This is a genomic window from Paenibacillus sp. FSL H3-0310 (genome assembly GCF_038002785.1).
GTDB lineage: Bacteria > Bacillota > Bacilli > Paenibacillales > Paenibacillaceae > Paenibacillus_AQ > Paenibacillus_AQ odorifer.
The window spans coordinates 1,446,457-1,470,712 of sequence record NZ_JBBODC010000001.1 but is presented as its reverse complement, the minus strand read 5'-3'; the positions used below and the strand labels follow the sequence as shown (position 1 = coordinate 1,470,712).

Genomic DNA, 24,256 nt, shown 5'->3' with positions numbered 1-24,256 from the left:
CTTCTTAAGCCAGCATAGTGACAATTCTTTTGCGTTTCTCTGACTCAGGATCATAAGCTACATGCGTATCTTCATCAAAGATCAAGGTAGCCCGTTCCTCCAGATTGTATTTCGGCCATACCCTCTCTGCTGTAGCCGGATTTCCTTGATGAGCGAAAGCAATCCAAGCGTCATGCATAACTTCAGCCAACTTCTGCATCGTTGGATTAATTTCTGCCCTAAGATGGGTTAGATGAGATAGATTATTAAAGGCATAAACGATTTCTGCACTATGCACAGCTTTATTTAACAAAGGATGACCTGGGATCGTGCCGTCAAAACGGTACATCCAGACTGGTGCATAATTCAATTGGTTTTCCGCCAGAGACACCGAGGTTGTCCAGAAGTAAAGATCCGTTAGAATTTCAGCTTGTCCCTCCCAGGTGGAAGAATAATGGTTAGCAATTTCCTTCAGACTCCCAGTACCCATCATCTGCTCCAGCGCCTTGAGTGATTCGTCAAAGTCTGCCTCAGGTGATTCTTCTCTGAAGAACAAGTTGCCCTCATCACGATTGGTTCCGATCAATAGCGGAATACCATGTGCCGATCCTTCTGCCACAGCCTGTGCAGGTTCTACAGGAAGTATATCCCCATCAATGACAGGCTGAAATAACATGCCAATTGAGCCACCCGTTAACTTTTTAGTCATTCTTGCGGCTGCATCGATAATTTGTTCAGAAGAAAATGTTTGCAGAAGACTGGCATCTCCATCTGGGGCAATCCCTAATTCAGCTAGCAGTGCAGCTGCAATGTACTTTCCTTGCTCGTTAGGCAGCGTCTGAGCAGCCCCACTTTGCATAATCGCGCCAGCGAACAACCCTTTCGCTGCTGGCATAGCCAAAAGGGCTGCGATACTCATACTCCCTGCTGACTCTCCGAATACAGTTACCCGCTGCGGGTCCCCGCCAAAAGCAGCAATATTCAGTTTTACCCATTCCAGCGCGGCAATTTGATCCAATAATCCTTGATTAGAAGCAAGCCCATGGCCAAATGGAGACAAATTCATGAATCCAAATGGACCCAGCCGATAGTTAATGGTCACTAAAATTACTTTGCCTCGCTCAGCGAAGCTTGTGCCGTCAAACTGTGGCTGACTTCCAGCCCCGGTCACAAACGTCCCCCCGTGAATCCAGAACATAACAGGCAGGGGCTCATCATGAACTGCTGGCGCCCAAATATTTAAATACAGACAATCCTCGGAATGAAGCGGCGTCTTGCCACCGAACCGAGTACCTCTCGTATCCGCTGGCTGATGACTAACTGGACCAAATTCAGAAGCATCTCTAATCCCATCCCAGGCCTCTGGTGGCTGTGGTGCACGAAACCGAAGTTCTCCAACAGGTGGAGCTGCAAAAGGGATCCCGCGCCAAATGTTCACGTCCCCCTCCTGTATTCCTTGAAGCTTACCGTAAGAGGTTACTGCTATTGGTCCTCCCATTACATTTCACCCTTCCACATTATTCCTTATTCTCTTCAATCTGTTTATATAAGCCGGATCGAAACCGGAACCATTCAAAAAGATGTGTAAATACCACCTTAAGTACCGCATAACCCGGAACTGCAAGGATAATTCCCAGAATCCCAAACATTTTACCTGCGAATATAATTACAAAAATAATGGTTATCGGATGAATCTTCAACGTCTTGCCCATGATCTGTGGTGAGATGAATTTCCCTTCAATCAGCTGAACAGCTGTCCACACGATAATCATCTTCAGCAGCATAAATGGAGAAGTGACCATCGCCACAATTAGGGCAGGTGTAATCGCGATTGCCGGGCCCAGATAAGGAACAACTGCTGTACAAGCAGCAGCAATAGCCAGAACGAGAGAGTACTCCAAACCAATGATTAAATAGCCAATATAGAGCAGCAGACCAATACAGCAGCTGACTATAATTTGCCCGCGTATGTAAGAGGATACCTGACTGTTCATCTCCGACATGACCATACGAGTCTGCGGCTGCAGAGAAGTAGGTACAAACTTCAGAATATAATCCGGCAATTTTTTCCCATCGCGAAGCAAGTAGAACAAAATAAATGGCGTCGTTACAACCGCCAAGACAATCTCTGTAAGGGCTCCTACAAAGCTGCCAACACCCGTCAAGGCATTATTCAGAAAAGAACTGCCCCACGCTGTTATCTTAGATGTTATCTCACTAAGGTTCGTTCCGATACTATCTTGAACTTGCCCAAAGAACTCCGTTCCGGTCAGATCCATAAACCGTTCTTGAATTAATTCACTATACCTTGGAAAATTGTCGATCAATCCTGATAGCTGAGTCCGTATAATTGGAATGACCATAAACAAAACCAGCGTGATGATACCAGCAATCAACAAATATAGGATGATTATTGCATATACACGTTTTATTCGGGATCTTTTCTCCATCCGATCTACCAACGGATTCAGCAAATAATAAGCTATACCTGCCAGTAATAATGGTGCGGCCACGGTGTGCAGCAATACTGATATCGGCTTAAAAATAAACGGTATTTTGGAGAATACCAGAATATTAATTCCAACCAGCAGCATAATGAGCAGCACTACTACAAATTTATTATTCAGAAAAAATTTTTTGAACTTCTCTGGCCACACCTGCAGCCTCTCCATCGTACCCTCTCCCCTATAAACCATCATATATACTGTGTTATTTCATTCACTTTTTAATAGCATAGTCAACGTTAGCCCTGCAAGTCAAATTTGATGTCCTTAATTAAGCACACAGTCCTATTACGAGTCTGGTCATGATCCGATTCAATCATAATCCTCCCCTGTTTATAAATAAATAACCCTGCACGAGATATTCCTCTGTACAGGGTTAGAACCGCAACTAAACGGTACTCCCAAGCCTTGCTATTTTTTCTTTTTCCCTTTAGCGTCCTTTTCATTTGAAGCAATCAATTGTCCATCATAGGTGTATAACACGTGACCTTCAAGCTTCTCCCCCTGCAAATGTTTCCGCACTAATGATTTCGCCAGCTTAGGTGTAATCTCTTTGTACCACACACCTTCGGGATAAGCGATCACCACACAAGCATCTGAACATCTTCCATTACAACGGGTCACAGTCGTATGTATAAGACTTTGTGCGCCCAGCTTCTCAATCTCATCTTCTATCGCTTCAGCTACCTCTTCACCTTTATGTTTCTTGCAGCTGCTACCGTTACATATTAATAAGTGACTTACAGTTCCTTGTAAATTCCAGGTCGTCATGGATGACTTCAACCCCTTCCTATCAGCTAACCCTATTCCGTTCGTGGATTATTTTAAACACTATCATAAGCATCATTATAGTCAATAGTAAGAAAGACTGTTATACTATAAATGAGAATGATTATCAATGAAAAGAAGGGGATTACTACATGCAGATCCAATCCGACGGGATGCCTTATTCATCCCATCCTTTTTATATGCCCCTTCGGGTCATCAGCTTATCGGGAATAACCAACTACACAGCCTCAAACATTTCTTCTACTAATTCCAGCCTTATGATAATCTGGGATGGGAAAGGTTTTCTTGAAATAGACGGTAAGCTACACAAGGTCATGGCCGGAAGCTTAATAGCCCTTAGTAGTTCTTCTTTATTGAAGATGGAACCTGAATTACAGTTAAAGGGGATATGGATGGAGTATTCCTGTATACCCCAGAGTAAAGATGAGGACATTTTTATAAATGACAACTCCCCTGTCCACCATGCCTCTACACGTTTGACAGCCTTGGCAGGTGAGCTTTACAGTGCTTGGATAGACGCTGATAAGCAAAAGCCGTTTAGGGTCCAGCAGCTATTCACCCAGTTCCTAGTGGAGCTTCATAGTGAACTGACATCCCGTAAAGAAAGATCAAGCAGTTGGATGGAGCAAGTGACGGAGTATATAGAAGCTCATTACAATGAAGATATCACACGGGATCAAATGGCTGCTTTAGCTGAAGTGAGCCCTGAGCACTTTTCGCGAGCCTTTCGCAAATCAATAGGTCTATCCTTCAGTGCTTATATTACACTATTAAGAATCCGAAAAGCCCAGCAACGAATTCTCACCAGTTCCCCCAATCTGACTACTTTGGCACATGAGGTTGGTTACGAAGAGGGAACTTATTTGAGCCGAAAATTCAAACAGCTTGTTGGCGTTTCACCTACAGCCTACCAGAATAAGAATAAACGGGTCGTTGCCCTGAACTATAATCACACCGCTAGCCTGCGAGTACTGGAAATCATGCCTCAACTCGGGGTTTATTCCGAATGGCAGCATAGCTTGGAACAAGTTCCCGCTTCCAAGCAGCTTCAAATGAGCGAAGGTAAATTTTCATTACTCTATGACTCAGTAGCTGCGGTAAAACCAGACGTCATTATCGGCTACAGTCTACCCGACAATAAGATTCTGACTCCTGTTGCTCCGGTTATTGAGCTGCCCTTTATGCAAATGAGTTGGCGAGAGCAATTTGCTCTGATTGCCGAGGTTGTGAATCGACGACAGCGTGCTGAACAATGGTTAAGTCATTATGACAGACTTTGTCTTACCGCCAACGGGTTATTAAACCATGCAATAGGAATGGAGAGAGGTACGGCTATCGTGTGGGAGGTTAGCTCCCGATCCGCCTACTGTTTCAGTAGCAGCTTCGGCAGAGGTTGCCAAATTCTATACGGTGATCTTGGCTTCAAGCCCCCCTCCGTAATTATTGAAAAAGGGATCACAGATTCCGGGTACTTAGAGGCATCCATTGAGGATATCGTATCGTTCCCTGCTGACCATATTATTATCACCAGCATCCCTTCATCATCTGAGGGAAGACAACGTTTTACTCGCCTACTACATTCTAAGGCCTGGAAGCAATTAGATGCAGTACGTAACGGACGGGTATATATTCTGAACCAAGGTGATATGTTCTACGGATTTGACCCACTGTCCTCACAGGCACAGCTTCAAGAATTGCTACGGGTAATGACATCATAAATTTGCATAAGCTGAGATCATATCCGTCCATAGTAAATACCCGGTGAAGCTTGTAAAGTTCTTATTGAGAATGATAATCAATATACATAGGAGGAACAACAAATTGCATAATCCAGGAAAAAATAGCACCAAACAATCCCATTGGCTTCTTTTTCCCCTCATGCTGACATTAATTCTAGTCATATCCGCTTGCGGGAATTCCAATAACTCTGTGGGGAATACAGGCAGTAACACCAGCAACACATCATCGGCTACTACAGCACCTACCGAAACTAATCAACCAACAGAAACTACGGAAACAGCTGCTCTTAAAAAGGTCACTACTATAAATGGTGATATTGAAATCCCTGTTCAACCTAAAAGGATTGTCGCTGAGGAATATCTGGGCAGTCTGATTGCGCTAGATACCATCCCTGTTGGTGCTCCCGGATTAACACTGGAGAATATGTATTTTAAGGAGGCACTTACTGGAGTTGCAGACACTGGAACTTACGGCAAAATGTCACCTGAAAAAATCATCGCACTTAATCCTGATTTGATTATTTCTGGACAAGCTGAAAGCTATGAAGCACTAAGCAAAATTGCTCCAACCATCGTTGTGCCATATGGTGATCTGAAAGATGCTCATGCCGAATTAACCTATTTCGGAGAACTCCTTGGTAAGGAAGAGGAAGCCAAAAGCTGGCTTGCAGATTACGACAAACGGATAGCTGAAGCTAAAGCCAAAGTAGACAAAGCACTCCCTGCAGATGCAACGTTTTCCATCATGGAAGACGGCGGAAAATCCATTTGGGCCTATGGCGATAACTTTGGCCGAGGCGGACAGCCTGTCTATCAGGCGCTGGGTCGCAAGCCCCCTACAGCTGTGGCCGCAGAAATTATGGAGAAGCAATGGGCGGAAATCTCTACAGAGGCACTCGCTAAATACGCAGGAGATTATATTATCTTAACTTCCAATAACCGTACAGAAGCTGATTACAAAGCTGATCCAATCTGGAGTAGCCTACCTGCTGTCAAAAATGGCCATCTCTATGTATGGAAAGAAGAACGGTCCTGGTACTATGATCCAATTGCCGTGTTATCCCAGACCGAAGAGCTGGCTGCTTGGCTTACAAGATAAAATGCGCTTAAATTAGAATCCCCTACTGCTTCCAACAACATTGGAGCAGTAGGGGATTTGTTATGTCTTTTGACTACAAAAACACTCAAGAGGTAATAATACATTTAGCCTAAGGTTAATCTAGCAAATGGAGTTGATCATTATGAAATTACTATCACTATATTTCATGCTTGCTTTTATGGGGTTGCTGATGGCAGTAATCATCGACCTTTTATCAGGAGAAACCCTCACCGCTTCAATGCGGACGATCTATGACTCCTTTGCAGCTACAAGCATACAGGAATCAATAACTATGCTCGTTTTTATCTCCTTACCTTTTGTTAATACAATTACATCCTCTATCCGAAATAGAAGCAATAAATCCATTAAATAAAATAAACTAACCTATACTCCCTAATTTTCTGCGGATGTAATGAACGATACACAAGAGAATAGGTACAGCGGCACAGAAATATGGCAAAATATATTTCAGAAATATCCTTCCTTCGTCCATATGTATCGGATAATTCGCTGAACTAATAAAAGCCCCGAACAAAACAACAATACCGACGGGAACGGCGAGCTTCCTGCTGTCTTGTACCTTGAATAGATCCGCGGTGACTACCATTGCAGCGTAGCAATATACTGACATTTTAAAAAATACTCCAATGATTAAGGTTAAGAGCACAAGCGCGTCCAAACGTTGAATGAAATTGGCCAGGTTTACTAACGTTATCGTAGTGAACATCGGAAAATTGGCTCTACTGTAGATTTCTGTTCCTAGAACGGATATTTCGATGGCATGGGTAAAACTGAGTAATAATCCGCATAAAGTCATTGCGATGATTCCGGTTCTTTTTGCTACCTTGGTTTTTTTGATATGAGGTAAAATCGTAGTGAAACATACCATCTCCCCGAACGGAAATAGCCATATATTCAGATAGGCTGATTTTAATGCATTCTTCCAATCCGAGGCCTGTAACGGAAACAAGTTATCTAGTTTTACAAGTCCGGCGGCAATAACCAAAAAGCAACTGGTCAAGCCCAACAATATTATAATCAGCATATAAATCTCAGCTGTCCGCGCAAACACCTCAATCCCCTTGTTTAAGATGTAAATTACCGCAACAACCATCATTGCATAAATGATGAACACGGGTGTTCTGTCGTAAGAAGCAGCTATTAACAACTCACCTGATTCATGCAGATTTCGGGAGCCATTGAAGAGAAGGATTGGAATGTATGTTAAGCTTAACGGCCAGCCTATAACATTGCCCAGTATCTTTCTTGTATACCCGCTAATAATCATGCCCGGATATTGCCGGTATAAATAAACATAAATCAAATACAAAAGAAGTCCACCGGGCAAAGCTAACAGAATAGCAATCCAGACAGCATGGCCACTTTCAAGTCCAATCGGTACCACAAGGGCCGTTCCCAATTCAAACAAAAAAATCAAAGCAAATAATTGACTCGCGCTGATGGTTTCTTTTTTCATAAAGTGGCCTTCTCCCACCTTTCTCAACTAAACCCTGTCATTTTTCCTTTAACAATTGCGGCTCTAATCTCATTCCTACACTGCGAATATATGCCTCCACAGAAACGTCGACTTCTGCTTCCGCGAACACTGACTCCCAATCGTCCTTAACAGTCTCCCATGCTTTTGGATTTGTGCGCTTCAGTTCATTCCCAAAATTGAAAATATCGCATTTCATAGTTTGAGCAGCCTGTAAGGCTTGGGTTATTTCCTGTTTAGTTTTAAGAGCCACTTGTTGTTCCAATTGAACGATTACCTCTCTATCACTTAGCTCAATATAACTCTGAGTCTCATTAAGTGTCCCCTCTTCCACAACATTCACATGAATGACGGGTACTTTATTGCGGAGTTCAATCTTAATTTTTGTTTTTGAATAATTAATGTTCACAGCTATCGAATCTTTAGCCTCATCTGAATCTACATTAATACTGGTTTCATTAATCTCGTTCTGTACCCACAGTGCCCCCCGGGCAAGAGGTCCATCCAGCCATCCCTGAAGAACCCCTTTTTTCAATACGCTTAGCCCGCTCATTGTGACAAGTGCTTTTACTTGAGTTTGCTCCATCCCGGATTTTTTAGTTCCTTCTTCAGCGTCTCCAAGAATTCTGGCTCCGGATATTACCACTGACCCTTCCCCACTGATACCATTAATTAGCTCAAAAACATTGATATCCCGGCTTTCTCCATATATTCTAGCGGTATTTTTACTCTTTTTAATAATCCCAATTGCAGGCAGGCTTTCTACGGGAAGCAATAGTTTCAGAATAGAGGATGCTTCCGTATCTCTGGCTACAATAACATTCGTGTTGAGCCGCAGCTCATGGGACCTTTCAAAGATGTCAAAAATCCCATCAATACCGCTCTTCACTGTAGATTCGCCTAAAACTAATAGCTGCGTGTGTGCAAAAAACATCTGTCTTGCCGCCTTTTTTGAAGTCTTGCGAAAAGCGCCAAAGATCGTACGGTCCGTAGAAGAATAAATAGTGACCGTGGGTTGTCCGGTGCTAGCTCCTGCACTTGTGGCTGTTGAGGATGGATTCACAATCTGAAAAGTAACATGATATTCCTCTTTATTCGGCACTTTATCCACACCTATACCGGTCACAATGCCTAAATTGTTTAACTCCCGACTGTTCCAGCAGCTTGTCAGCAACATTAAGCAGCATATACAAATAAATGAACGCATCATCCATCCGACCTTCATTTGCCACTCCCTGGCTTTCCATCATTCACCTTAAGTCGAGTATTATTTTTTTGGCTAATAAGACGCGGCCGAGTTTTCATATATTTCAAGGGCACACGCAAGATCGCGTCCTTCTGATTCTCAGCGATAAAAGGACCAAACGGAGACATATATGGAAAACCCAACGATTTCAAGCTGCACATATGAGCAACCAAAATAAAAGTAAAGATCGTTATTCCATAAAGCCCCATAAAGGCTGCGATAAACATAATGATGAAACGCAAGATGCGTATGGAAAGAGCCATATTAAAAGCAGGAGTAGCAAAGCTGGATATTCCTGTAAGTGAAACTACAATAACCATTGCAGGAGAGACAATACCGGCTTGTACGGCTGCCTGTCCTAACACTAAGCCCCCAATGATCGATACAGTTTGACCTATAGGGGATGGCATACGAATTCCTGCTTCACGTATAATCTCAAAAGTAAATTCCATCAGCATAGCCTCAATAAAAGCCGGAAATGGAACCCCCTCCCTTTGCGAAGCAAAATTAATAAGTAGGGCTGTTGGGATCATTTCTTGATGAAAATTTAGAATCGCAATAAAGAGTGCTGGGCCAAATAACGAAATAACAAGGCAAATAAATCTCAATAATCGGATCAAAGTCGTAATATCATAACGCTGGTAATAATCTTCTACGGCATGTAAAAACATAAAAAAGGTTGTAGGTGCAATCAGCACAAACGGGGTCCCGTCCACAAAAATAGCAACTCGTCCTTCTAAAAGATTTCCTGCAACACTGTCAGGACGTTCCGTATTATATAATGTTGGGAATGGGGAAAAGGGAGTGTCTTCTAAAAATTGCTCAATGTATCCAGATTCCAGAATCCCGTCTATATCAATGCTTTGCAGCTTAGTTCTGAGCTCCTGTAAGGTATTATCATTGACGATTCCATGAATATACATAATAGATACATTCGTTTGCGTGACGTCACCTATCTTCATCGACTCTACCCAGAGATTAGGGCTTTTTATTTTCCTGCGCACCAGAGAGATATTCGTCCCAATAGATTCTGTGAAACCTTCCTTGGAGCCACGAATGGCTACTTGAGTTGTAGCGTCCGATACCGTTCTAACCTCACCGCCGCTTGTATTCCCTCTGATAGCTTCCCTTATCCCGTTGACCCAAAGAATGGTATCTCCAGAGAATAAAGCCTCAAAAAGCACATCCCAATCTTCAAGCGTCTGTTCTTCTCCGATTCCTCTCGCCACTTCTTTCATATACAAAAAGATATCTTCAGCGGATGTTACCACCGGGTGTTCTTCACTTAGTTTATCAAACGACATCGCATGCTCCACAAACTCGTTGACCCTCAATTTTTCTATTAATCCCTCAATATATACGGCAGCTACCTCAACCTGTGTGGTTATGGATTTAATTCTACGAATAACAATATCAGGGCTATGGCCAAGCCTTTCTTGAAGCTCTTTAAGATTATCGTCCAAAATAGTAGAGTTAAAGGGATCCATCATTAACACCTCCTGCTCATACTATTTGTTCTACACCGCTTTTTTATGCAACAAATGGAATCTATAACCTCGCTTAACTTTGAATATGAACACGCAAAAGGGATGTCCTTGAGCTACTATAGCTCCGCGAACATCCCCTTATACTCTTTTGAAATTAACTTATTGAAGAGACTTCAGCAACGTAACTATCTCATCCAGTTGCTTGTCCAGCGCATAAGCATCGGAGAGATAATACGTTCTAAGATCGTAGGTGAATACATGACCCGCCTTAACAGCAGGTAGGCTTTGCCAGAAGACACTGTCCAGAATGTCCAGCTTATCCTGCTCCACACCACGGCTGAAGCCTTGGAAGATATAATCAGCTTCTCCTAAGTACTCGGGCAACGCTTCGAGTGAGAGGGAAGCCCAGCCTTCTTTAAAGGCTGCCTCTTGGACAAGATCAGGTGCATGCAGCCCCAATCCGTTATATATAATCTCTCCACCACGCCCATATGACGAACCATATAAATACAGCTCTTTACCGGCAATTTCAAAGATCGCCACCTTTTTGTCAGCTGCGATCAGATCAGACAATTCCGCTTTCTTCGCTTCCAGCTTCTGATTGAAATCCTCCACCCACTTTACAGCCTGCTGCTCCTTGTTCAAGATTTTCCCGATCTCGATCAATCGTTCCTTATAGTCGTATTTGCCCCAAGGAATAAAGACCGTTGGAGCAATCTTGGAGATTTGCTCATAGGTATCTTCCTGATAAGTGATAATCAAGTCCGGTTCGAGACTCGTTATTTTCTCCAGGGACACCGTCATGTCATCGCCTACAACTTCTACACCTGTCAGCGCCTCTTTGAAATATGGATGGTTCAGGATGTCATTCCCGGCAACGGCAATGGGCGTCACGCCAAGCGTCAGAAGATCACCAATAAAGTCTTGTACCGGGATCACAACTCTTTGTGGATTGCGCGGGATCTGCACCGGGCCTTTATCGCTATCGTATGTCCAGTATTCTGCAACAGCAGCCGGCTCAGAGCTGGCAACTACAGAATCATTATTAGTGCTTTTAGCCACTTCAGCCGACGTGCTAGCTGGAGCATTCCCTTGATTAGCTGCTTGTCCACATGCGCTCAACAGCAGCACCAGCGTAAGCATAACGGCTATCATGCTTGTTTTTCCTAACGATATTATTTTGTACAATGTAAATCCCCCTTGAGACTTTATATTATCATGATATTGATAATCAATATCATTTAGATCTTTATTTAATATACCGTCTCCGCGGGAAAACATATATACACGCTAATACATCAATTTTGTTATGGACGATTGTCAGCTTAAATTATGGCCGGTTAACAAATCTGTCTGTATCTCCAATTGGCGTTCGAGCGCAAGCCCTTCGCTGCCCCAAAATTCCTCAAGCTTCAGGTAATATATGCGTCCATTCCTGAATGCTGGAAGATTGCGCCAAACCGCACTTTTACTAATCCGTTTACGCGTCCTCGACATCCAGTCCTCTTGTCCTGATACGACCACAAACATATGGTCAGCCGCATATATTGGCAATTCCGACAGTGAGATGCATAAATGATCATTCCGCTCCAGAACATCTGACCTTACCTTGTCCGGTGGAGTTAACCCCAGCATTGGATACAGATTGTACACCCCGCGGGCTGTATGATTCCAGATATAAATACTGTTATCTTGCCTAATCTCATACACCGCTACCGTTTCACCAGATTCAATTAGTGAGGACAAGCGCTGCTTGGACAAATCTATTTTCAAATGATAGTGCCTTATCCATGCCTCTGCCCGCTCCTCTTCACCCAGCAGTCTGCCGAACAAACGAATCTGTTCCAGGCGGTCCATTTTATCACACTCTACCGTAACTAGTGGCCCCAACTTCTCCATGCATTTAAGCTGACGGGGGCTCAGATAGGTTGGTGCAATAACTAAATCGGCTTCCAGCCCAGGCCATTCCGCTTCCTCCGGACATCCCTGCAGCTCAAATGATCGTACACCCGCCAGTTCCGGCAGCAAAAGCAAGGAGTAATTCATCACATCTTCTTCAACTGCGACAGGCTTCACACCCAGCGCAAGTAAATCCCCTAAAAATTGCAACGCTACTATCCGCTTCGGTTTGGGACGCAAACGGAACTCTGTTGGGGTCATCCCGGTGACTTGCTTGAATTTGCGGCTCAGATATAGTCCATCTGTATAGCCTACTTTTTGCGAAATTTCCTGTATTGTTGCTTTGCTGGACATCAAGTGTTTTTTCGCTTTATTTACTCTTAAATGAGCTACATATTCGGTGAAGCTCCAACCCGTCTGCTTGCGGAACCATACTGAGAAATAACGAGGATTGAAGCCCATTATTCGAGACATCATCTCCCGCGTAATCTCCCTTTGGAAATTCTGGTGGATATAAGAGAGCATTCTGAAATATGAACTATCCGTAATGTCTGCTTCAGCGTCAGCCTCTACGACCAGTTGATGTAGCTGATACAGCAAGGATTGAATTCTATCTGCCTGTGCTTCTAAATTATTGGCAGCAACGTCTTCCAATTCGCTGAATAAGCGAGTTATTTTATTCGTCGTACGTATAGGTAAAATCCCATTGACCGGAAAAATTTCACGGCAAAGTCCATAGACCAATTCTTGCTCCGTGCTATTGCTTAGCCCATATACCTCATAGGAAATTGCTAGAACAGAGATAACAGTCTCTAATGGAGCATTAATTTGATATGTCGCACCTGCGCTTAGAAAAAGAATTTCACCATTTTTAAGAGATACTGTCTCTCCTTCTATGGTTATTTGAATGATAGCTTCTATTGGTGTCAGGAAGAGTGGGGACTGGGCAATTTGGGGTTTACTGATGTGACCGCCACCGCATTGGCGTTTCCCTGCCTCTTTTAACAGATAAATTCTATGAACCGGGTTATTATTTGATAGCTTCATTCCTGCTCCCTTCCAGACTGCTAGACTTAATAACCCATAAAATATAAAGCAAGCGTATAAGGTTTCTCTCCGCTCGAAATGGATAAGATCCCTTATACGCCTTATATAAAACTTCAGATTTTATGGTTTGAGAAGCCTCTATCCTTAGTGGTCGTCAACGACTCCAAGCGCTTTATTCTTCTCTTTGAACCGTTCATTGTGAGAAGATACGTAAGCGACTTTGGCCGCGGTTGGGTCTATGTACAGCTTAGCGCTATTAAGCGCCAGAGCCGCATCAGTGAAAGTACCTGCGATCAAACGAACCTTGCTTGCATAATCCACAAAGTCACCTGCTGCAAATATACCCGGAAGATTGGTCTCCAGCTTATCGGTTACATTCGCACACCACTCGCCCATATCAAGACCCCATTCTTTTAACGGACCAAAATCGCTTTTCAGACCATGATTCACAATGACAGCATCCACTTCAAACTGCTCTGTTTCACCTGTCTCTATATGACTGATCGTAACCTGATCTATCGTTTCACCATTACTGCTGTGTAATTGGCTTACTGCATATGGCGCACGGACATTGACTGAGGATTCCTTCATCCGCACAATGTTTTTCTCATGCCCGCCAAACTGTTCGCGGCGATGTGCAATCGTCACACTTGCAGCGATAGGCTCCAATTCATTCGCCCAATCTACTGCGGAGTTGCCTCCACCGGAGATTAGCACTCTTTTACCGCGGAACGGCTCCAGCTCTTGAACGGTATAATGAAGATTTGTCACCTCATAACGATCTGCACCTTCAATTTCAAGCTTTGCCATCTGCAGAATTCCGTAACCAATGGCCAAAATGACTGTGCGGGTCCAATGTTGTTCCCCAGTAGAAGAGGTCAGGATGTACGTTCCATCCTCTTGTCTCTCTTGATTCATAATTTGCTGACCCAGCACAATAGTCGGATCGAAGGTTTGAGCCTGCTCCTTGAGCTGACCGATTAGTTGATGACAAAGAGTTGGGGTTACGCCTCCTACATCCCAGATCATTTTCTCGGGATAAATAAGCATTCTTCCTCCGAGCTCATCCTTCGCTTCAATTAACTTTGTCTTCAAGTCTCTCATTCCGCTATAAAAAGCTGTATACATCCCAGCAGGTCCGCCACCAATAATGGTTACATCGTATAATTCCAGTTGTTTATTCATTGTGTCCCTCCAAAATTATATTCTAGTGATCCCTTCAGCTACTTAAGCTCCAAACTGCGCTTCATGCAATCGGCTGTAAATTCCGGCAGTCTGCAGCAGTTCCTCATGCTTACCTTGTTCTGCGATGCCACCTTCCGCAACGACAACAATCCGGTCCGCATTTCTGATCGTTGCAAGGCGATGAGCAATAACAAGTGTTGTGCGTCCCTCAGACAACTCTGCGAGCGCCTCTTGTATAGCGGACTCCGTTTCAGTATCCAGTGCAGATGTAGCTTCGTCCAGAATGAGAATCGTCGGATTCTTCAAGAACATCCGGGCGATGGACAACCTCTGCTTCTGACCGCCAGAAAGCTTGACGCCTCTCTCTCCGATCATTGTATCCAGCCCGGCGGGCTGAGATTTAATCAGTTCTTCCAGCTGAGCGCGCCCTGCAGCCTCCCAGATTTCTTCATCGGAAGCTCCCAATCTGCCGTAAGCAATGTTCTCACGGATAGTTCCGTCAAACAGGAATACATCTTGTTGTACAATCCCGATATGGGAACGAAGTGATTCTAACGTCATGGAGCGAATATCTATTCCATCAATAGAGATGTTGCCTTCGCTTACATCGTAAAAGCGTGGCAGCAAGCTGCAAAGTGTTGTCTTACCAGCACCGGATGGACCCACAAGCGCAACGGTCTCTCCTGCTGAAATCGATAAGTTCACATTGGTTAGCACCTTTTCTTTATCACTATAAGCAAAAGCTACATCCTGGAAGGTTATATTCCCTGACAGATGAGACACTGGCTTAGCGTCTTTTGCGTCATCAACATCCGGCTCCGTCTCAAGCAGTTCAAGATAACGTTTGAAACCAGCGATCCCTTTAGGATAGGTCTCAATGACCGAGTTAATCTGTTGCAAAGGTCCTAAGAAGACATTAGACAACATCACAAAGGCAATAAATTCACCGTAGGTCATCTGCTTCTGGATTACAAAATAGGTTCCGCATACAAGAACGAATAACGAGACCAGCTTCATGAGCACAAAGCTAAAGGATGAATTCCAAGCCATAATTCGGTAGGTCATTAGCTTCGTAATACGGAAGCGTTCGTTATTAACTGCAAAGCGGGAAATTTCATGATTCTCATTAGCAAAAGCTTGCACAACACGGATCCCGCTTACATTGTTCTCTACGCGTGCGTTATAGTCAGCAATGTCCGCGAACATGATGTGGAACGCTTTTGACATTTTGCGACTGAAGTACATGGATAAATAAATCATCAGCGGGACAATTACAAAGGTCAGAATAGCTAATTGCCAATTAATGCTAAGCATGATACCGAATACACCCAGCAGCGTCATCACTGCTATGAATAAATCTTCAGGACCATGGTGGGCAATCTCACCGATGTCCATCAGATCATTTGTCATCCGTGAGACCAAATGGCCTGTTTTATTATTATCGAAGAAGTTGAAAGAGAGCTTCTGTACACGATCAAACAGCTTTTTTCTCATATCCGACTCGATATTAATCCCCAGCTTATGCCCCCAATAAGTGACGACAAAATGCATAAAGGCGCTGACGATATAGATCCCCAGCAAACCGAGGCAAGAATAGAGAATCCATTTCCAATTCCCACTTGGCAGCATATCATCCACTACCCGGTTAACGGCCAGCGGGAAGACTAGTTCCAGCAGTGCAGCAGCAATAGCACAGGAGAAGTCAAGAATAAACAATCCCTTATAGGGTCTATAGTAAGCAAAAAAACGACGCAACATTGTAAAAATTCGCTCCTTCCGGTGAGTGACCATCCTCTTTCATCAAGATTTAGTACGGGCTAGCAAATACAAAAAGTATGGCGCTCCAATTACAGCAACAACGATTCCAGTGGGGATCTCAGATGGCTGTAAGATCCAGCGTCCAATGGTATCCGCTATAATGACTAGCAGTGAGCCGAGCAGCGCTGAGGTTGGCAGCATGAGCTGATGTTTGGGTCCAACTAGCCGTCGCGCCAAATGGGGACCGACAAGGCCGACAAAGCCAATCCCGCCACTCACAGCAACACTTGCCGCAGCTAGACCAACCGCAGCCGCAAGAAGCCGGAATTGTTCTTTGGTTACAGCAGCCCCAAGTCCTACGGCTGTCTGTTCACCCAAATTAAGGACGTTCATTACCCTTGCTTTATAGATGACATACGGCACGAGAATTACGATCCATGGTAGTAATGAAAGTACAAACTTCCAGCTTGTGCCCCAAATACTCCCGGCAAGCCAAGTAGCCACAAACTGATACTTCTCCGGATCCAGCCGAAGAGTCAGCACGATCATCGCTGCACTCATTCCAGCTGCAACCGCTACACCAGTCAGCAACAGGCGCATGGGTTTTATTCCTTCATGCCGTTTATAAGCTAAGACATAAATCAAGGCAGCAGTAATTGCCGCACCAACAAACGCTACCATAGGCAGCAGATACACCGGAGCCGCGGTTGCCGTTGGATAAAAAGAAATTAACAGCATAACCATAATTCCTGCGCCAGCGTTAATCCCTAAGATGCCGGGGTCGGCCAAAGCATTACGAAAGACGCCCTGCATCACAGCTCCGGATACAGCCAAACCTGCGCCTATCAGAACGGAGATCACAATACGCGGTAACCGAAATTGAAACAAGATTAACTCTTGCTTATCCGTCCCTTTACCGAATAACGTATTAAGCAGCTCCATAGGTGTCAAACGTATGTATCCTGTATTCATACTAATAATAAAAGCAATAACAATCAGTACAGCTAAAATAATCATTATAACTAAGCCACGTTTATTTTTGGCGGCTTGGAAGGAATCGAATGAAGTTTTCTCTATCATTACAGTTCCCTCCTTTCTTTACGTGCAAGATAAAGGAAGAAAGGTACACCGATCAGTGCAATAATGGCTCCAAGCGGCGTTTCATTAGGGGGATTAATCATCCGTGCTGTTAAATCTGCAAATACTGCAAGCAGACTGCCGAGAATAGCTGAACATGGAATGATCCATCTGTAATCCACACCTACAAAAAAACGGGTCAAATGGGGAATAATTAGTCCAATGAACCCAACGGCTCCTACTACGGCAACTGATGATCCAGCCAGAATCAATACAATTAAAGTCCCCGCCAGCTTAACAAGCCCTGTGCGCTGGCCTAGCCCTTTAGCAACATCGTCACCTAGGCTGAGCATTGTGATCGACCGGGATAATACCATAGCCCCAATTAACGCCGCTCCTATCCAAGGGAACATGACTTTAAGCTGAATCCATTTCGTCCCAGCCACGCCTCCCGCATACCAGAAAGCCAAATCTTGCCCAATATGAAAATATAAAGCTACCCCTTCACTCAGCGCTGACAGCAGTGCACTAAAAGCAGCACCCGCCAGCACCAGACGAGCAGGAGTCAGCCCTCCCTTGGCCAATGATCCGACCCCATACACAACCCCAGCCCCTACTCCGGCACCAACGAAGGAATATAGGATCAAATACATAAACGATAAATTCGGGAAAAATGCAAAACAAAGCGCCAGCGCAAATCCTGCGCCTGAGTTAATGCCCATCAAACCTGAATCTGCGAGTGGATTTCGGGTCATCCCCTGCATAATGGCACCCGCAACTGCAAAGCTTGCCCCTATCATGGCCCCGCCAAGTACACGGGGTAATCGTAATTCTCTAATAATCTGATGATCCATGATCTCCGGATTAAAGTGAAACACGGCTGCCCACACCACAGAAAGCTTAATATCAGCCGCTCCGAAGGAGACTGAAACAGCGATACCTAGTGCTAATAGTACCAGACCGCCAACCAAGATTAACGTGGCAGCCCAAGGACGTGAACGGAACTCTTGTATGGCTGACCCTTTATTAGGTCTAATCTTGGAAGATATCTGTTGATTCATGAATGCCACCCTATTTCTATGAAATTGATTCTCATTATCACTATGCTATTGTAAATGAGCCTTCCTAGGTTTGGCAATAGATAGATTTAATAGGAGGCATTTATTTTATTGCATTGACAGGAAATCTAGGATTTGATAAAGTTCAAATTGAAAATAATAATGATAATGATTCTCATTATTATTTATAGGTACATATATATAGGGAGGTTTATCATGCTAAAAAGAAAGACCCTCTTCCCCATCCTGGCACTCATAATGTTATTGTCTGTATTTGTGACAGCTTGCGGGGGAACGAACAATGCTTCATCTAATAAATCAACAGCAACAACAGAAGCAACTACAGCACCAAGCACTGAGCCAACGGCTGCTCCTGAGGCTTCAGCTGCTGAAATGCGTAGCTATGAAACCACTAAAGGTACTGTACAGATACCTGTAAAACCACAGCGGATTATTACAGATTATTATGGTGGGGAGTTGCTCTCCGTAGGAGCAAATGTTGTAGGTGTCGAACCTAGTACCTTTGATAATCCCTTCTTGAAAGACCTGCTCACAAACACACAAGATGTCGGTGCTCCGGTTAACGCCGAGAAAGCTCTGGAACTTACACCTGACCTGATCGTCGTTATGTACGATGATAACTACGATGCTTTATCCAAAATTGCTCCAACCATTCATATTCCATACGGAACCGCTACAAATATCTATGAAACTGTTAAACTGTTCGGTGACATTGTAGGTGTGCCTGACAAAGCTGAACAATTTATTGCTGACTTTGAGAAAAAGGCTGCTGAAGGCCGCGAGAAGCTTAAAGGTGTCGTAAATGAAAATGATACTTTTGGAATCTATGAGCTGACTGATAAAGGGGAGCTATGGACCTTCGGAAATAATGCTGGCCGGGGTGGACAAGCCCTTTATAACGCACTTAAGCTAAAAATGCCTACTAAGAACAGCAACGACAACCAAACGTTGCAGCTGTCCATGGAGCTATTGCCCGAATATGCTGCTGACTACATGTTCCTCACCACTTATGATCCTGACAAAAAAGGGGATAAGCTGAAAGAACTGAAGGAATCTCCAGTTTGGAACGGACTTGATGCTGCGAAGAACGATCATCTATTTTACAATGATTTTGATACCTACTACCGCTATGATCCGATTGCGATTACCGCACAGATTGATCTGTTCGTAGATATGATTCTTGAACGCAACGGTAAGAAATAAACATAGGCACATACAAAAACACCCCTCTTTAGGCACTGTCTAAAGTGGGGTGTTTGGCTATACATAAGAAGTTTCTGTTAAATTTATATCATCTAGTATATTCATTATACTCATCGGTGTTATTTAGTTTTTTGTACATATACTCATCATTTTTAAGCTTATAGAGCTGCCCCATCCCCGCAAATACGAAAAACAGCACCAAAATTAATCCATACGCATAGGTGAATTCACCAATATAAAAGCAAGTGACTATCGCAACAAGGGTCAAGATCATTAATGCGACTGCAATTCTGGAAAAAATCTTTTTCAAATGGAATCCCCCCACGTTTTGTGCACCAATATTATCATATTTGGGATTAAATTGAAATCTCTTTTTGGTCTATTAAGGGAATATCGAGTAGCTGAATATGTGCCAGCATATTGTGAGTGTATATTTTGGTGTATATACGATAAAAGAGGACTTGAAATAAAAGATACGCTCCGCCTACTAACAAACAAAACCACATCGGCTCCAGAGCAGTAGACATTTCAACCCTGGAAGAACTAACAACATAAAAAGAAGACAACGCAATACCTAATGCATACGGGAGAAAAAACAGCACTTTTAAAGGGCCGCCTATAATGCGAGCCACGTCCTTAGAAGTAATTCCAATCTTGTTCAGCTTCCTGAATTTGATCCGCTCACGCTCTAAATCGGTCTGAATACTGAAATGCAGCACTATCCCGGAGGCGCCGAAAAATATTAAACCAACAAATGAAATTACGAAGATTCCAAATCGGCCAGACTCCTGTAACTGTAGATAGTCACTTATTCTAGACTTCGTAGAGAATACGAGGGCCTCTTGCCGTTCATTGCCATACCAGGACTCTGTATTGTCTTTGTTATATTTGGCTAAAGCGGCATTTAACTTAGCATCTATATCCGCAGTTTTTTTCCAATCCTTAAAATTCAGGAGCTGAAGATTACCGATCGCTTTTTTATTTTCCGCTTTCAGCGCCATATAATCCTCTTCGTTTACAATGATATGAAGACCATTCATTAGATTCGGCACAGGGTTAAATACCATGTCAAATAGGATACCTTGTGAATACAGCGTATGCTTCCCGGAAGCAAGCATCAGATCAAAGGTGGGCATTTCCGGTCTTTGATTCTTCCACTCTTCTCCTTGTGCAACTATGGCCAGATTTAGAAAGTGATCTTTCTCCACATGATAATCAGTGCCGATTAATGCGTTTATATTCTGGTCCAGAAATATTTTGAAATTAAACAAGTCGATATACTCCAGCTTTTGGTGTGAAAGCAGCGGCGTGGCGCCATGATCCGTGATCTCGCTTAGTATTTTTGGTGAGATGCTATTTTTTCCGAATACTTCTGAATAGGCAATATCATATGGATTGTTTGCAACCGGAATATCCTCAGCATTCCAGGTCAAATAAAAAATAATTCCGCTTAGAGAAATCGTGATGAAGACGAGGAAGGTGATAAGAGAAAGCACTATTTTGGAGCGACCAAGGGTATAGATCAAATTGGAACTAAACAGCAGGTGCTTGTGATATGCTCTGCTTGATCGCGATATAAAAAGTTTCAACCAGTCCCCAAGTCCTGACAGCAGCAAATAAACGCCTAACATACTAATTCCCAGATTTATTAACATCATGCGAGCATCGGAAGGGTTGTAATGAGTGAGCATATTATAAACGGAGATTCCCAAGAGCAAAACTCCGATGACCCCGGTGATTTTCCCATGAATCAGGTTGCGTTCTGCGGTTCTGGACTCTTTTAAAAGACGTAAAATACTGTATCGCAAAGTTAGTAGCAAATTGACTGCAATCACAACTATGTAAATCACCGCGAAGAATTTAAAGGTATACAGATAACTATCCGGCGTCAGTATAAAAGCACTGTCCCCAATATTTACAAACAGCGAAACAATCAAGAAAAAAATACCGGAGAAAACTGTCCCTGTACCTAAACCAGTGAGAATCGAGGCTAAAGCGATCATGCTATTCTCGAACAAAATGATTTTGCGGATATTGTGGCTTGTCATTCCAAGTACCATTAATAGCCCAAAGTCGCTTTTTCTGAATTTTAAAAAGGCCATTTGAGCATATACAATAAACAGAACAGCAAACACCCTTATCACCAAAAAAGGAGCATATAAATTACCTGACACCATCCCATTCACTTGATAAGGGTCATTAAAATCAGGATTACTGTACAGCGAATAAAATGTAAAAAAGATCATGACCGTAAAGCTGCTGCATAGGAAAAATAACAAATATCTTCTAAGATTCGCCTTAAATATCTGAAATGCCATTCTCCTAAAGGTCATCTTCTCCCCCTCCAATAAAGGCCAGGTTCTCCAGAATCAGATCCAAAAATGCTCTGCGCTCTTTATTCTCTCTAGCAATCTCTAGTAGAGCCTTCCCATCTTTGATAAAAAGCACCCGATTACAATAGCTGGCCGCAAAAGGATCATGCGTGACCATCACTATCGTTGCTCCTTTTAGAGTGTTGAGCTTGGCGAAGGTCTTCATCACCGTACTCGAGGTTTTGGAATCCAAATTCCCCGTCGGCTCGTCCGCAAAAATCACATCTGGATGATTTATAATCGCCCTGCTGATCGCCGCCCGCTGCTGTTGCCCCCCTGAAACCATATAAGGATATTTGTCCTTCACCTCATCCAGATCGAATAGCGATAACGTCTCATCTGTCTTGGCATTGATATCTTCTACCTCTTGATCATCCAGCACCATGGGCACCATGATATTTTCCCGTAGGGTCAGACTATCCAGCAGATTGTAATCCTGAAAAACGAATCCCATACGCTGCCGGCGAAAAATCGCAAGCTCGTTCTTGGACATCTCACTTATACTAGTATCTGCAATTCTTACAACCCCACTATACTCCGTGTCGATTCCGCTTAGTATATTTAAAAGTGTTGTTTTCCCGCTCCCCGAGGGTCCCATAATCGCCACAAACTCGCCGCTATCCACACTAAGACTAATCCCGTTCAGCGCTCGAAACCGATTCGTTTTGCCTTTGCCTTTATATTCTTTCGAGAGATTCTCTACTTGCAGTATGGACATCCTGGCACCTTCTCATTGATAGGTTTGGAGTGAGTTACATTAAATGGAATTCAATCACTCGGTATTACTATAAAGCTAAGAAGGGCGTTCGTTTGTTAGATTGCTCACAGCGCAAAAAAAGCAGGATACCTCCTCTACAATTTCCGCTCCCGCAAAAAACAAAGGCAAAGAAAACCAGTAAAAGCAAGTCCACCGATTGCTGCTAATGAGAAGGAAAACGCCCTTACATAATCCGCTAGATCTGCTTCCAAAAGAGAATGCTTTAGCGAAGCGGAGAATAAAATACCGATTAACGCCACTCCTAACGAATTTGCAAAATACATAAAGGTAGTGATCAAGCCTGAACCCGTGCCCGTGATCTTTGTGGGTACTGAACTAAGCGTAACGCTGACTAGAGGTGTAGTAGCCATTCCGAGACCGAAACCATATATCAATAATAGTAGGATATTACGAGGGTCTAGCAGCTGCGTAACGTCCACATTTAGCTCTAACATAAGCAGCAGAATACAGCTCCCCATCATCAGCGCTCCTATCTTAAGTACACTCATCCCCCATCTTTTGACCATTCGAGACGAGATTAGGGAAGTCAGAAAAAAGCCTATCCCTATAGGCAAGAAAACCATACTGGTATCTTGAACACTATAGTGCAAACCAAATTGCATATAATAGCTCAAAATAAAAAAGAAAGAGAACATACTTAGATAAAGGACAAGAGCGGTTGCCAGACCAGCGCTAAATGTTCGATCTCTGAAAATAGACAGATCGACTAACGGTAACGTCCCCTGCTTTCCCTTTCGATTTTCAACCCAGATAAAAGTAAACAACACGAAAAGAGCTAACATTAGACAGCCAAAAATCCACAACGGCCACCCTTGTTTTTGTCCCTCTGACAACGGATAGATCAACAGGAACAAACCGATCAGCAGAAGGAAGCTTCCAGTCCAATCAATACTGTGCGCCTGCTCAGCCCGGGTTTCAGGTACAATCGGCATTAACAGCAGGACGAGAAGTCCAAATGGCACATTGAAAAAAAATACTGTCCGCCAACCGAGATCGAACGGATTCCAATTCACAATAGTACCTCCGAGGATGAATCCGAATGCAAATCCAATGCCAATCATTGCGCCGTAAATGCCGAAAACAAGCCCTTTTTCCTTTGGCAGAAAGCTGACTTGCAGCGTAGATAGAACCTGAGGTTGAATAAGCGCCGCAGCCAATCCCTGCACAATCCGAATAGCAATCAGAAGTGCCGGATCTGAGGTCAGTCCGCCTAACACTGCCATGACCGTAAACCCGCTCACCCCGATCATCAACATCCGTTTTCTGCCGTATATATCCCCAAGCTTTCCGCTAATAATCAACGCCACAGCTAATCCTAGCGAGAATCCGGTAACGATAAGCTGTGCTTCCGAAAAGCTTGCGTTCAAGCTATATTGCATAGATGGAAGCGCAACTTGAATCATATAAGTATTTAATGAAATAAGTAATGTTGGCAGTAAAATAACCCCCAGCGCATACCACCTGCGTGAATCTACTTGTTGTTGTCCCATTGTATGACCACCTTTTTATCTGCAATCTAT

20 protein-coding genes are annotated in these 24,256 nt (G+C 43.5%); 4 read left to right on the top strand and 16 right to left on the bottom strand.

Annotated features, from left to right (window positions below; genetic code table 11):
• Positions 1–4: 4 nt before the first annotated feature.
• From MHH63_RS06555 to MHH63_RS06545, 3 genes are all read right to left on the bottom strand, one after another.
• Positions 5–1,477, bottom strand: coding sequence for a carboxylesterase/lipase family protein (locus tag MHH63_RS06555; RefSeq protein ID WP_076278362.1), 1,473 nt, complete (start codon positions 1,475–1,477; stop codon positions 5–7).
• A gap of 19 nt (positions 1,478–1,496) precedes the next feature.
• The gene (locus MHH63_RS06550) at positions 1,497–2,651 is read right to left on the bottom strand and encodes an AI-2E family transporter (protein ID WP_076127413.1); all 1,155 of its coding nucleotides are present in this window, start codon (positions 2,649–2,651) and stop codon (positions 1,497–1,499) included.
• Between the two features lie 243 nt (positions 2,652–2,894).
• On the bottom strand, positions 2,895–3,254 hold the full coding sequence (locus MHH63_RS06545) for a (2Fe-2S) ferredoxin domain-containing protein (protein WP_339244255.1): 360 nt from the start codon (positions 3,252–3,254) through the stop codon (positions 2,895–2,897).
• 149 nt (positions 3,255–3,403) lie between these two features.
• On the opposite strand from MHH63_RS06545, the gene MHH63_RS06540 reads away from it, so the two are divergent.
• The 3 genes from MHH63_RS06540 (at position 3,404) to MHH63_RS06530 (ending at position 6,483) form a co-directional block, all read left to right on the top strand.
• A complete protein-coding gene (locus MHH63_RS06540; protein WP_339244256.1) occupies positions 3,404–4,990 on the top strand; it encodes an AraC family transcriptional regulator in 1,587 nt (528 codons plus the stop codon).
• Between the two features lie 160 nt (positions 4,991–5,150).
• Positions 5,151–6,110, top strand: a complete 960-nt coding sequence (locus MHH63_RS06535; protein ID WP_341171329.1) for an ABC transporter substrate-binding protein — start codon at positions 5,151–5,153, stop codon at positions 6,108–6,110.
• 142 nt (positions 6,111–6,252) lie between these two features.
• Entirely contained in the window at positions 6,253–6,483 is a 231-nt protein-coding gene (locus MHH63_RS06530; RefSeq protein ID WP_076127617.1) for a hypothetical protein, read from the top strand.
• Between the two features lie 6 nt (positions 6,484–6,489).
• On the opposite strand, the gene MHH63_RS06525 is transcribed toward MHH63_RS06530, so the two are convergent.
• The 9 genes from MHH63_RS06525 to MHH63_RS06485 all read right to left on the bottom strand — a co-directional run bounded on the left by MHH63_RS06525 (position 6,490) and on the right by MHH63_RS06485 (position 18,365).
• Entirely contained in the window at positions 6,490–7,587 is a 1,098-nt protein-coding gene (locus MHH63_RS06525) for a GerAB/ArcD/ProY family transporter (protein ID WP_076281415.1), read from the bottom strand.
• Positions 7,588–7,624: 37 nt separating this feature from the next.
• Entirely contained in the window at positions 7,625–8,830 is a 1,206-nt protein-coding gene (locus MHH63_RS06520) for a Ger(x)C family spore germination protein (RefSeq protein ID WP_076184080.1), read from the bottom strand.
• Complete coding sequence (locus MHH63_RS06515) at positions 8,827–10,338, bottom strand: spore germination protein (RefSeq protein WP_341171328.1); 1,512 nt, start codon at positions 10,336–10,338, stop codon at positions 8,827–8,829. The genes MHH63_RS06520 and MHH63_RS06515 overlap by 4 nt, the downstream gene beginning before the upstream one ends.
• Before the next feature lie 159 nt (positions 10,339–10,497).
• Entirely contained in the window at positions 10,498–11,526 is a 1,029-nt protein-coding gene (locus MHH63_RS06510; protein WP_341171327.1) for an iron-hydroxamate ABC transporter substrate-binding protein, read from the bottom strand.
• A gap of 132 nt (positions 11,527–11,658) precedes the next feature.
• Complete coding sequence (locus MHH63_RS06505; RefSeq protein WP_341171326.1) at positions 11,659–13,284, bottom strand: helix-turn-helix domain-containing protein; 1,626 nt, start codon at positions 13,282–13,284, stop codon at positions 11,659–11,661.
• A 144-nt stretch (positions 13,285–13,428) separates the two neighbouring features.
• On the bottom strand, positions 13,429–14,469 hold the full coding sequence (locus MHH63_RS06500; RefSeq protein ID WP_076129508.1) for an NAD(P)/FAD-dependent oxidoreductase: 1,041 nt from the start codon (positions 14,467–14,469) through the stop codon (positions 13,429–13,431).
• 42 nt (positions 14,470–14,511) lie between these two features.
• Positions 14,512–16,227, bottom strand: coding sequence for an ABC transporter ATP-binding protein (locus MHH63_RS06495; RefSeq protein ID WP_076104415.1), 1,716 nt, complete (start codon positions 16,225–16,227; stop codon positions 14,512–14,514).
• A gap of 42 nt (positions 16,228–16,269) precedes the next feature.
• Entirely contained in the window at positions 16,270–17,244 is a 975-nt protein-coding gene (locus MHH63_RS06490) for a FecCD family ABC transporter permease (RefSeq protein WP_370510750.1), read from the bottom strand.
• A gap of 62 nt (positions 17,245–17,306) precedes the next feature.
• Positions 17,307–18,365, bottom strand: a complete 1,059-nt coding sequence (locus MHH63_RS06485; RefSeq protein ID WP_076129506.1) for a FecCD family ABC transporter permease — start codon at positions 18,363–18,365, stop codon at positions 17,307–17,309.
• Between the two features lie 213 nt (positions 18,366–18,578).
• Between MHH63_RS06485 and MHH63_RS06480 the strand changes: the two genes are divergently transcribed.
• Complete coding sequence (locus MHH63_RS06480) at positions 18,579–19,586, top strand: ABC transporter substrate-binding protein (protein WP_076184088.1); 1,008 nt, start codon at positions 18,579–18,581, stop codon at positions 19,584–19,586.
• A gap of 88 nt (positions 19,587–19,674) precedes the next feature.
• Here MHH63_RS06480 and MHH63_RS06475 read toward each other — a convergent pair whose 3' ends face one another.
• From MHH63_RS06475 to MHH63_RS06460, 4 genes are all read right to left on the bottom strand, one after another.
• Positions 19,675–19,896 (bottom strand): hypothetical protein, encoded by a 222-nt coding sequence (locus MHH63_RS06475; protein ID WP_042190339.1) that lies wholly within the window; start codon positions 19,894–19,896, stop codon positions 19,675–19,677.
• Between the two features lie 46 nt (positions 19,897–19,942).
• Positions 19,943–21,904: an ABC transporter permease gene (locus tag MHH63_RS06470; RefSeq protein WP_341171325.1), complete on the bottom strand. Its 1,962-nt coding sequence runs from the start codon at positions 21,902–21,904 to the stop codon at positions 19,943–19,945.
• A 4-nt stretch (positions 21,905–21,908) separates the two neighbouring features.
• Positions 21,909–22,676: an ABC transporter ATP-binding protein gene (locus MHH63_RS06465; RefSeq protein ID WP_339168934.1), complete on the bottom strand. Its 768-nt coding sequence runs from the start codon at positions 22,674–22,676 to the stop codon at positions 21,909–21,911.
• Between the two features lie 134 nt (positions 22,677–22,810).
• Complete coding sequence (locus MHH63_RS06460) at positions 22,811–24,226, bottom strand: MFS transporter (protein WP_341171324.1); 1,416 nt, start codon at positions 24,224–24,226, stop codon at positions 22,811–22,813.
• Positions 24,227–24,256 lie beyond the last annotated feature (30 nt).

Coding starts and splice junctions, on each gene's coding strand:
- MHH63_RS06540 (WP_339244256.1), top strand. CDS start 3,404: ATGCAGATCCAATCCGACGGGATGCCTTATTCATCCCATCCTTTTTAT.
- MHH63_RS06485 (WP_076129506.1), bottom strand. CDS start 18,365: ATGAATCAACAGATATCTTCCAAGATTAGACCTAATAAAGGGTCAGCC.
- MHH63_RS06490 (WP_370510750.1), bottom strand. CDS start 17,244: ATGATTATTTTAGCTGTACTGATTGTTATTGCTTTTATTATTAGTATG.
- MHH63_RS06530 (WP_076127617.1), top strand. CDS start 6,253: ATGAAATTACTATCACTATATTTCATGCTTGCTTTTATGGGGTTGCTG.
- MHH63_RS06495 (WP_076104415.1), bottom strand. CDS start 16,227: ATGTTGCGTCGTTTTTTTGCTTACTATAGACCCTATAAGGGATTGTTT.
- MHH63_RS06545 (WP_339244255.1), bottom strand. CDS start 3,254: ATGACGACCTGGAATTTACAAGGAACTGTAAGTCACTTATTAATATGT.
- MHH63_RS06465 (WP_339168934.1), bottom strand. CDS start 22,676: ATGTCCATACTGCAAGTAGAGAATCTCTCGAAAGAATATAAAGGCAAA.
- MHH63_RS06470 (WP_341171325.1), bottom strand. CDS start 21,904: ATGGCATTTCAGATATTTAAGGCGAATCTTAGAAGATATTTGTTATTT.
- MHH63_RS06550 (WP_076127413.1), bottom strand. CDS start 2,651: ATGGAGAGGCTGCAGGTGTGGCCAGAGAAGTTCAAAAAATTTTTTCTG.
- MHH63_RS06515 (WP_341171328.1), bottom strand. CDS start 10,338: ATGGATCCCTTTAACTCTACTATTTTGGACGATAATCTTAAAGAGCTT.
- MHH63_RS06500 (WP_076129508.1), bottom strand. CDS start 14,469: ATGAATAAACAACTGGAATTATACGATGTAACCATTATTGGTGGCGGA.
- MHH63_RS06460 (WP_341171324.1), bottom strand. CDS start 24,226: ATGGGACAACAACAAGTAGATTCACGCAGGTGGTATGCGCTGGGGGTT.
- MHH63_RS06505 (WP_341171326.1), bottom strand. CDS start 13,284: ATGAAGCTATCAAATAATAACCCGGTTCATAGAATTTATCTGTTAAAA.
- MHH63_RS06520 (WP_076184080.1), bottom strand. CDS start 8,830: ATGAAGGTCGGATGGATGATGCGTTCATTTATTTGTATATGCTGCTTA.
- MHH63_RS06535 (WP_341171329.1), top strand. CDS start 5,151: ATGCTGACATTAATTCTAGTCATATCCGCTTGCGGGAATTCCAATAAC.
- MHH63_RS06555 (WP_076278362.1), bottom strand. CDS start 1,477: ATGGGAGGACCAATAGCAGTAACCTCTTACGGTAAGCTTCAAGGAATA.
- MHH63_RS06525 (WP_076281415.1), bottom strand. CDS start 7,587: ATGAAAAAAGAAACCATCAGCGCGAGTCAATTATTTGCTTTGATTTTT.
- MHH63_RS06480 (WP_076184088.1), top strand. CDS start 18,579: ATGCTAAAAAGAAAGACCCTCTTCCCCATCCTGGCACTCATAATGTTA.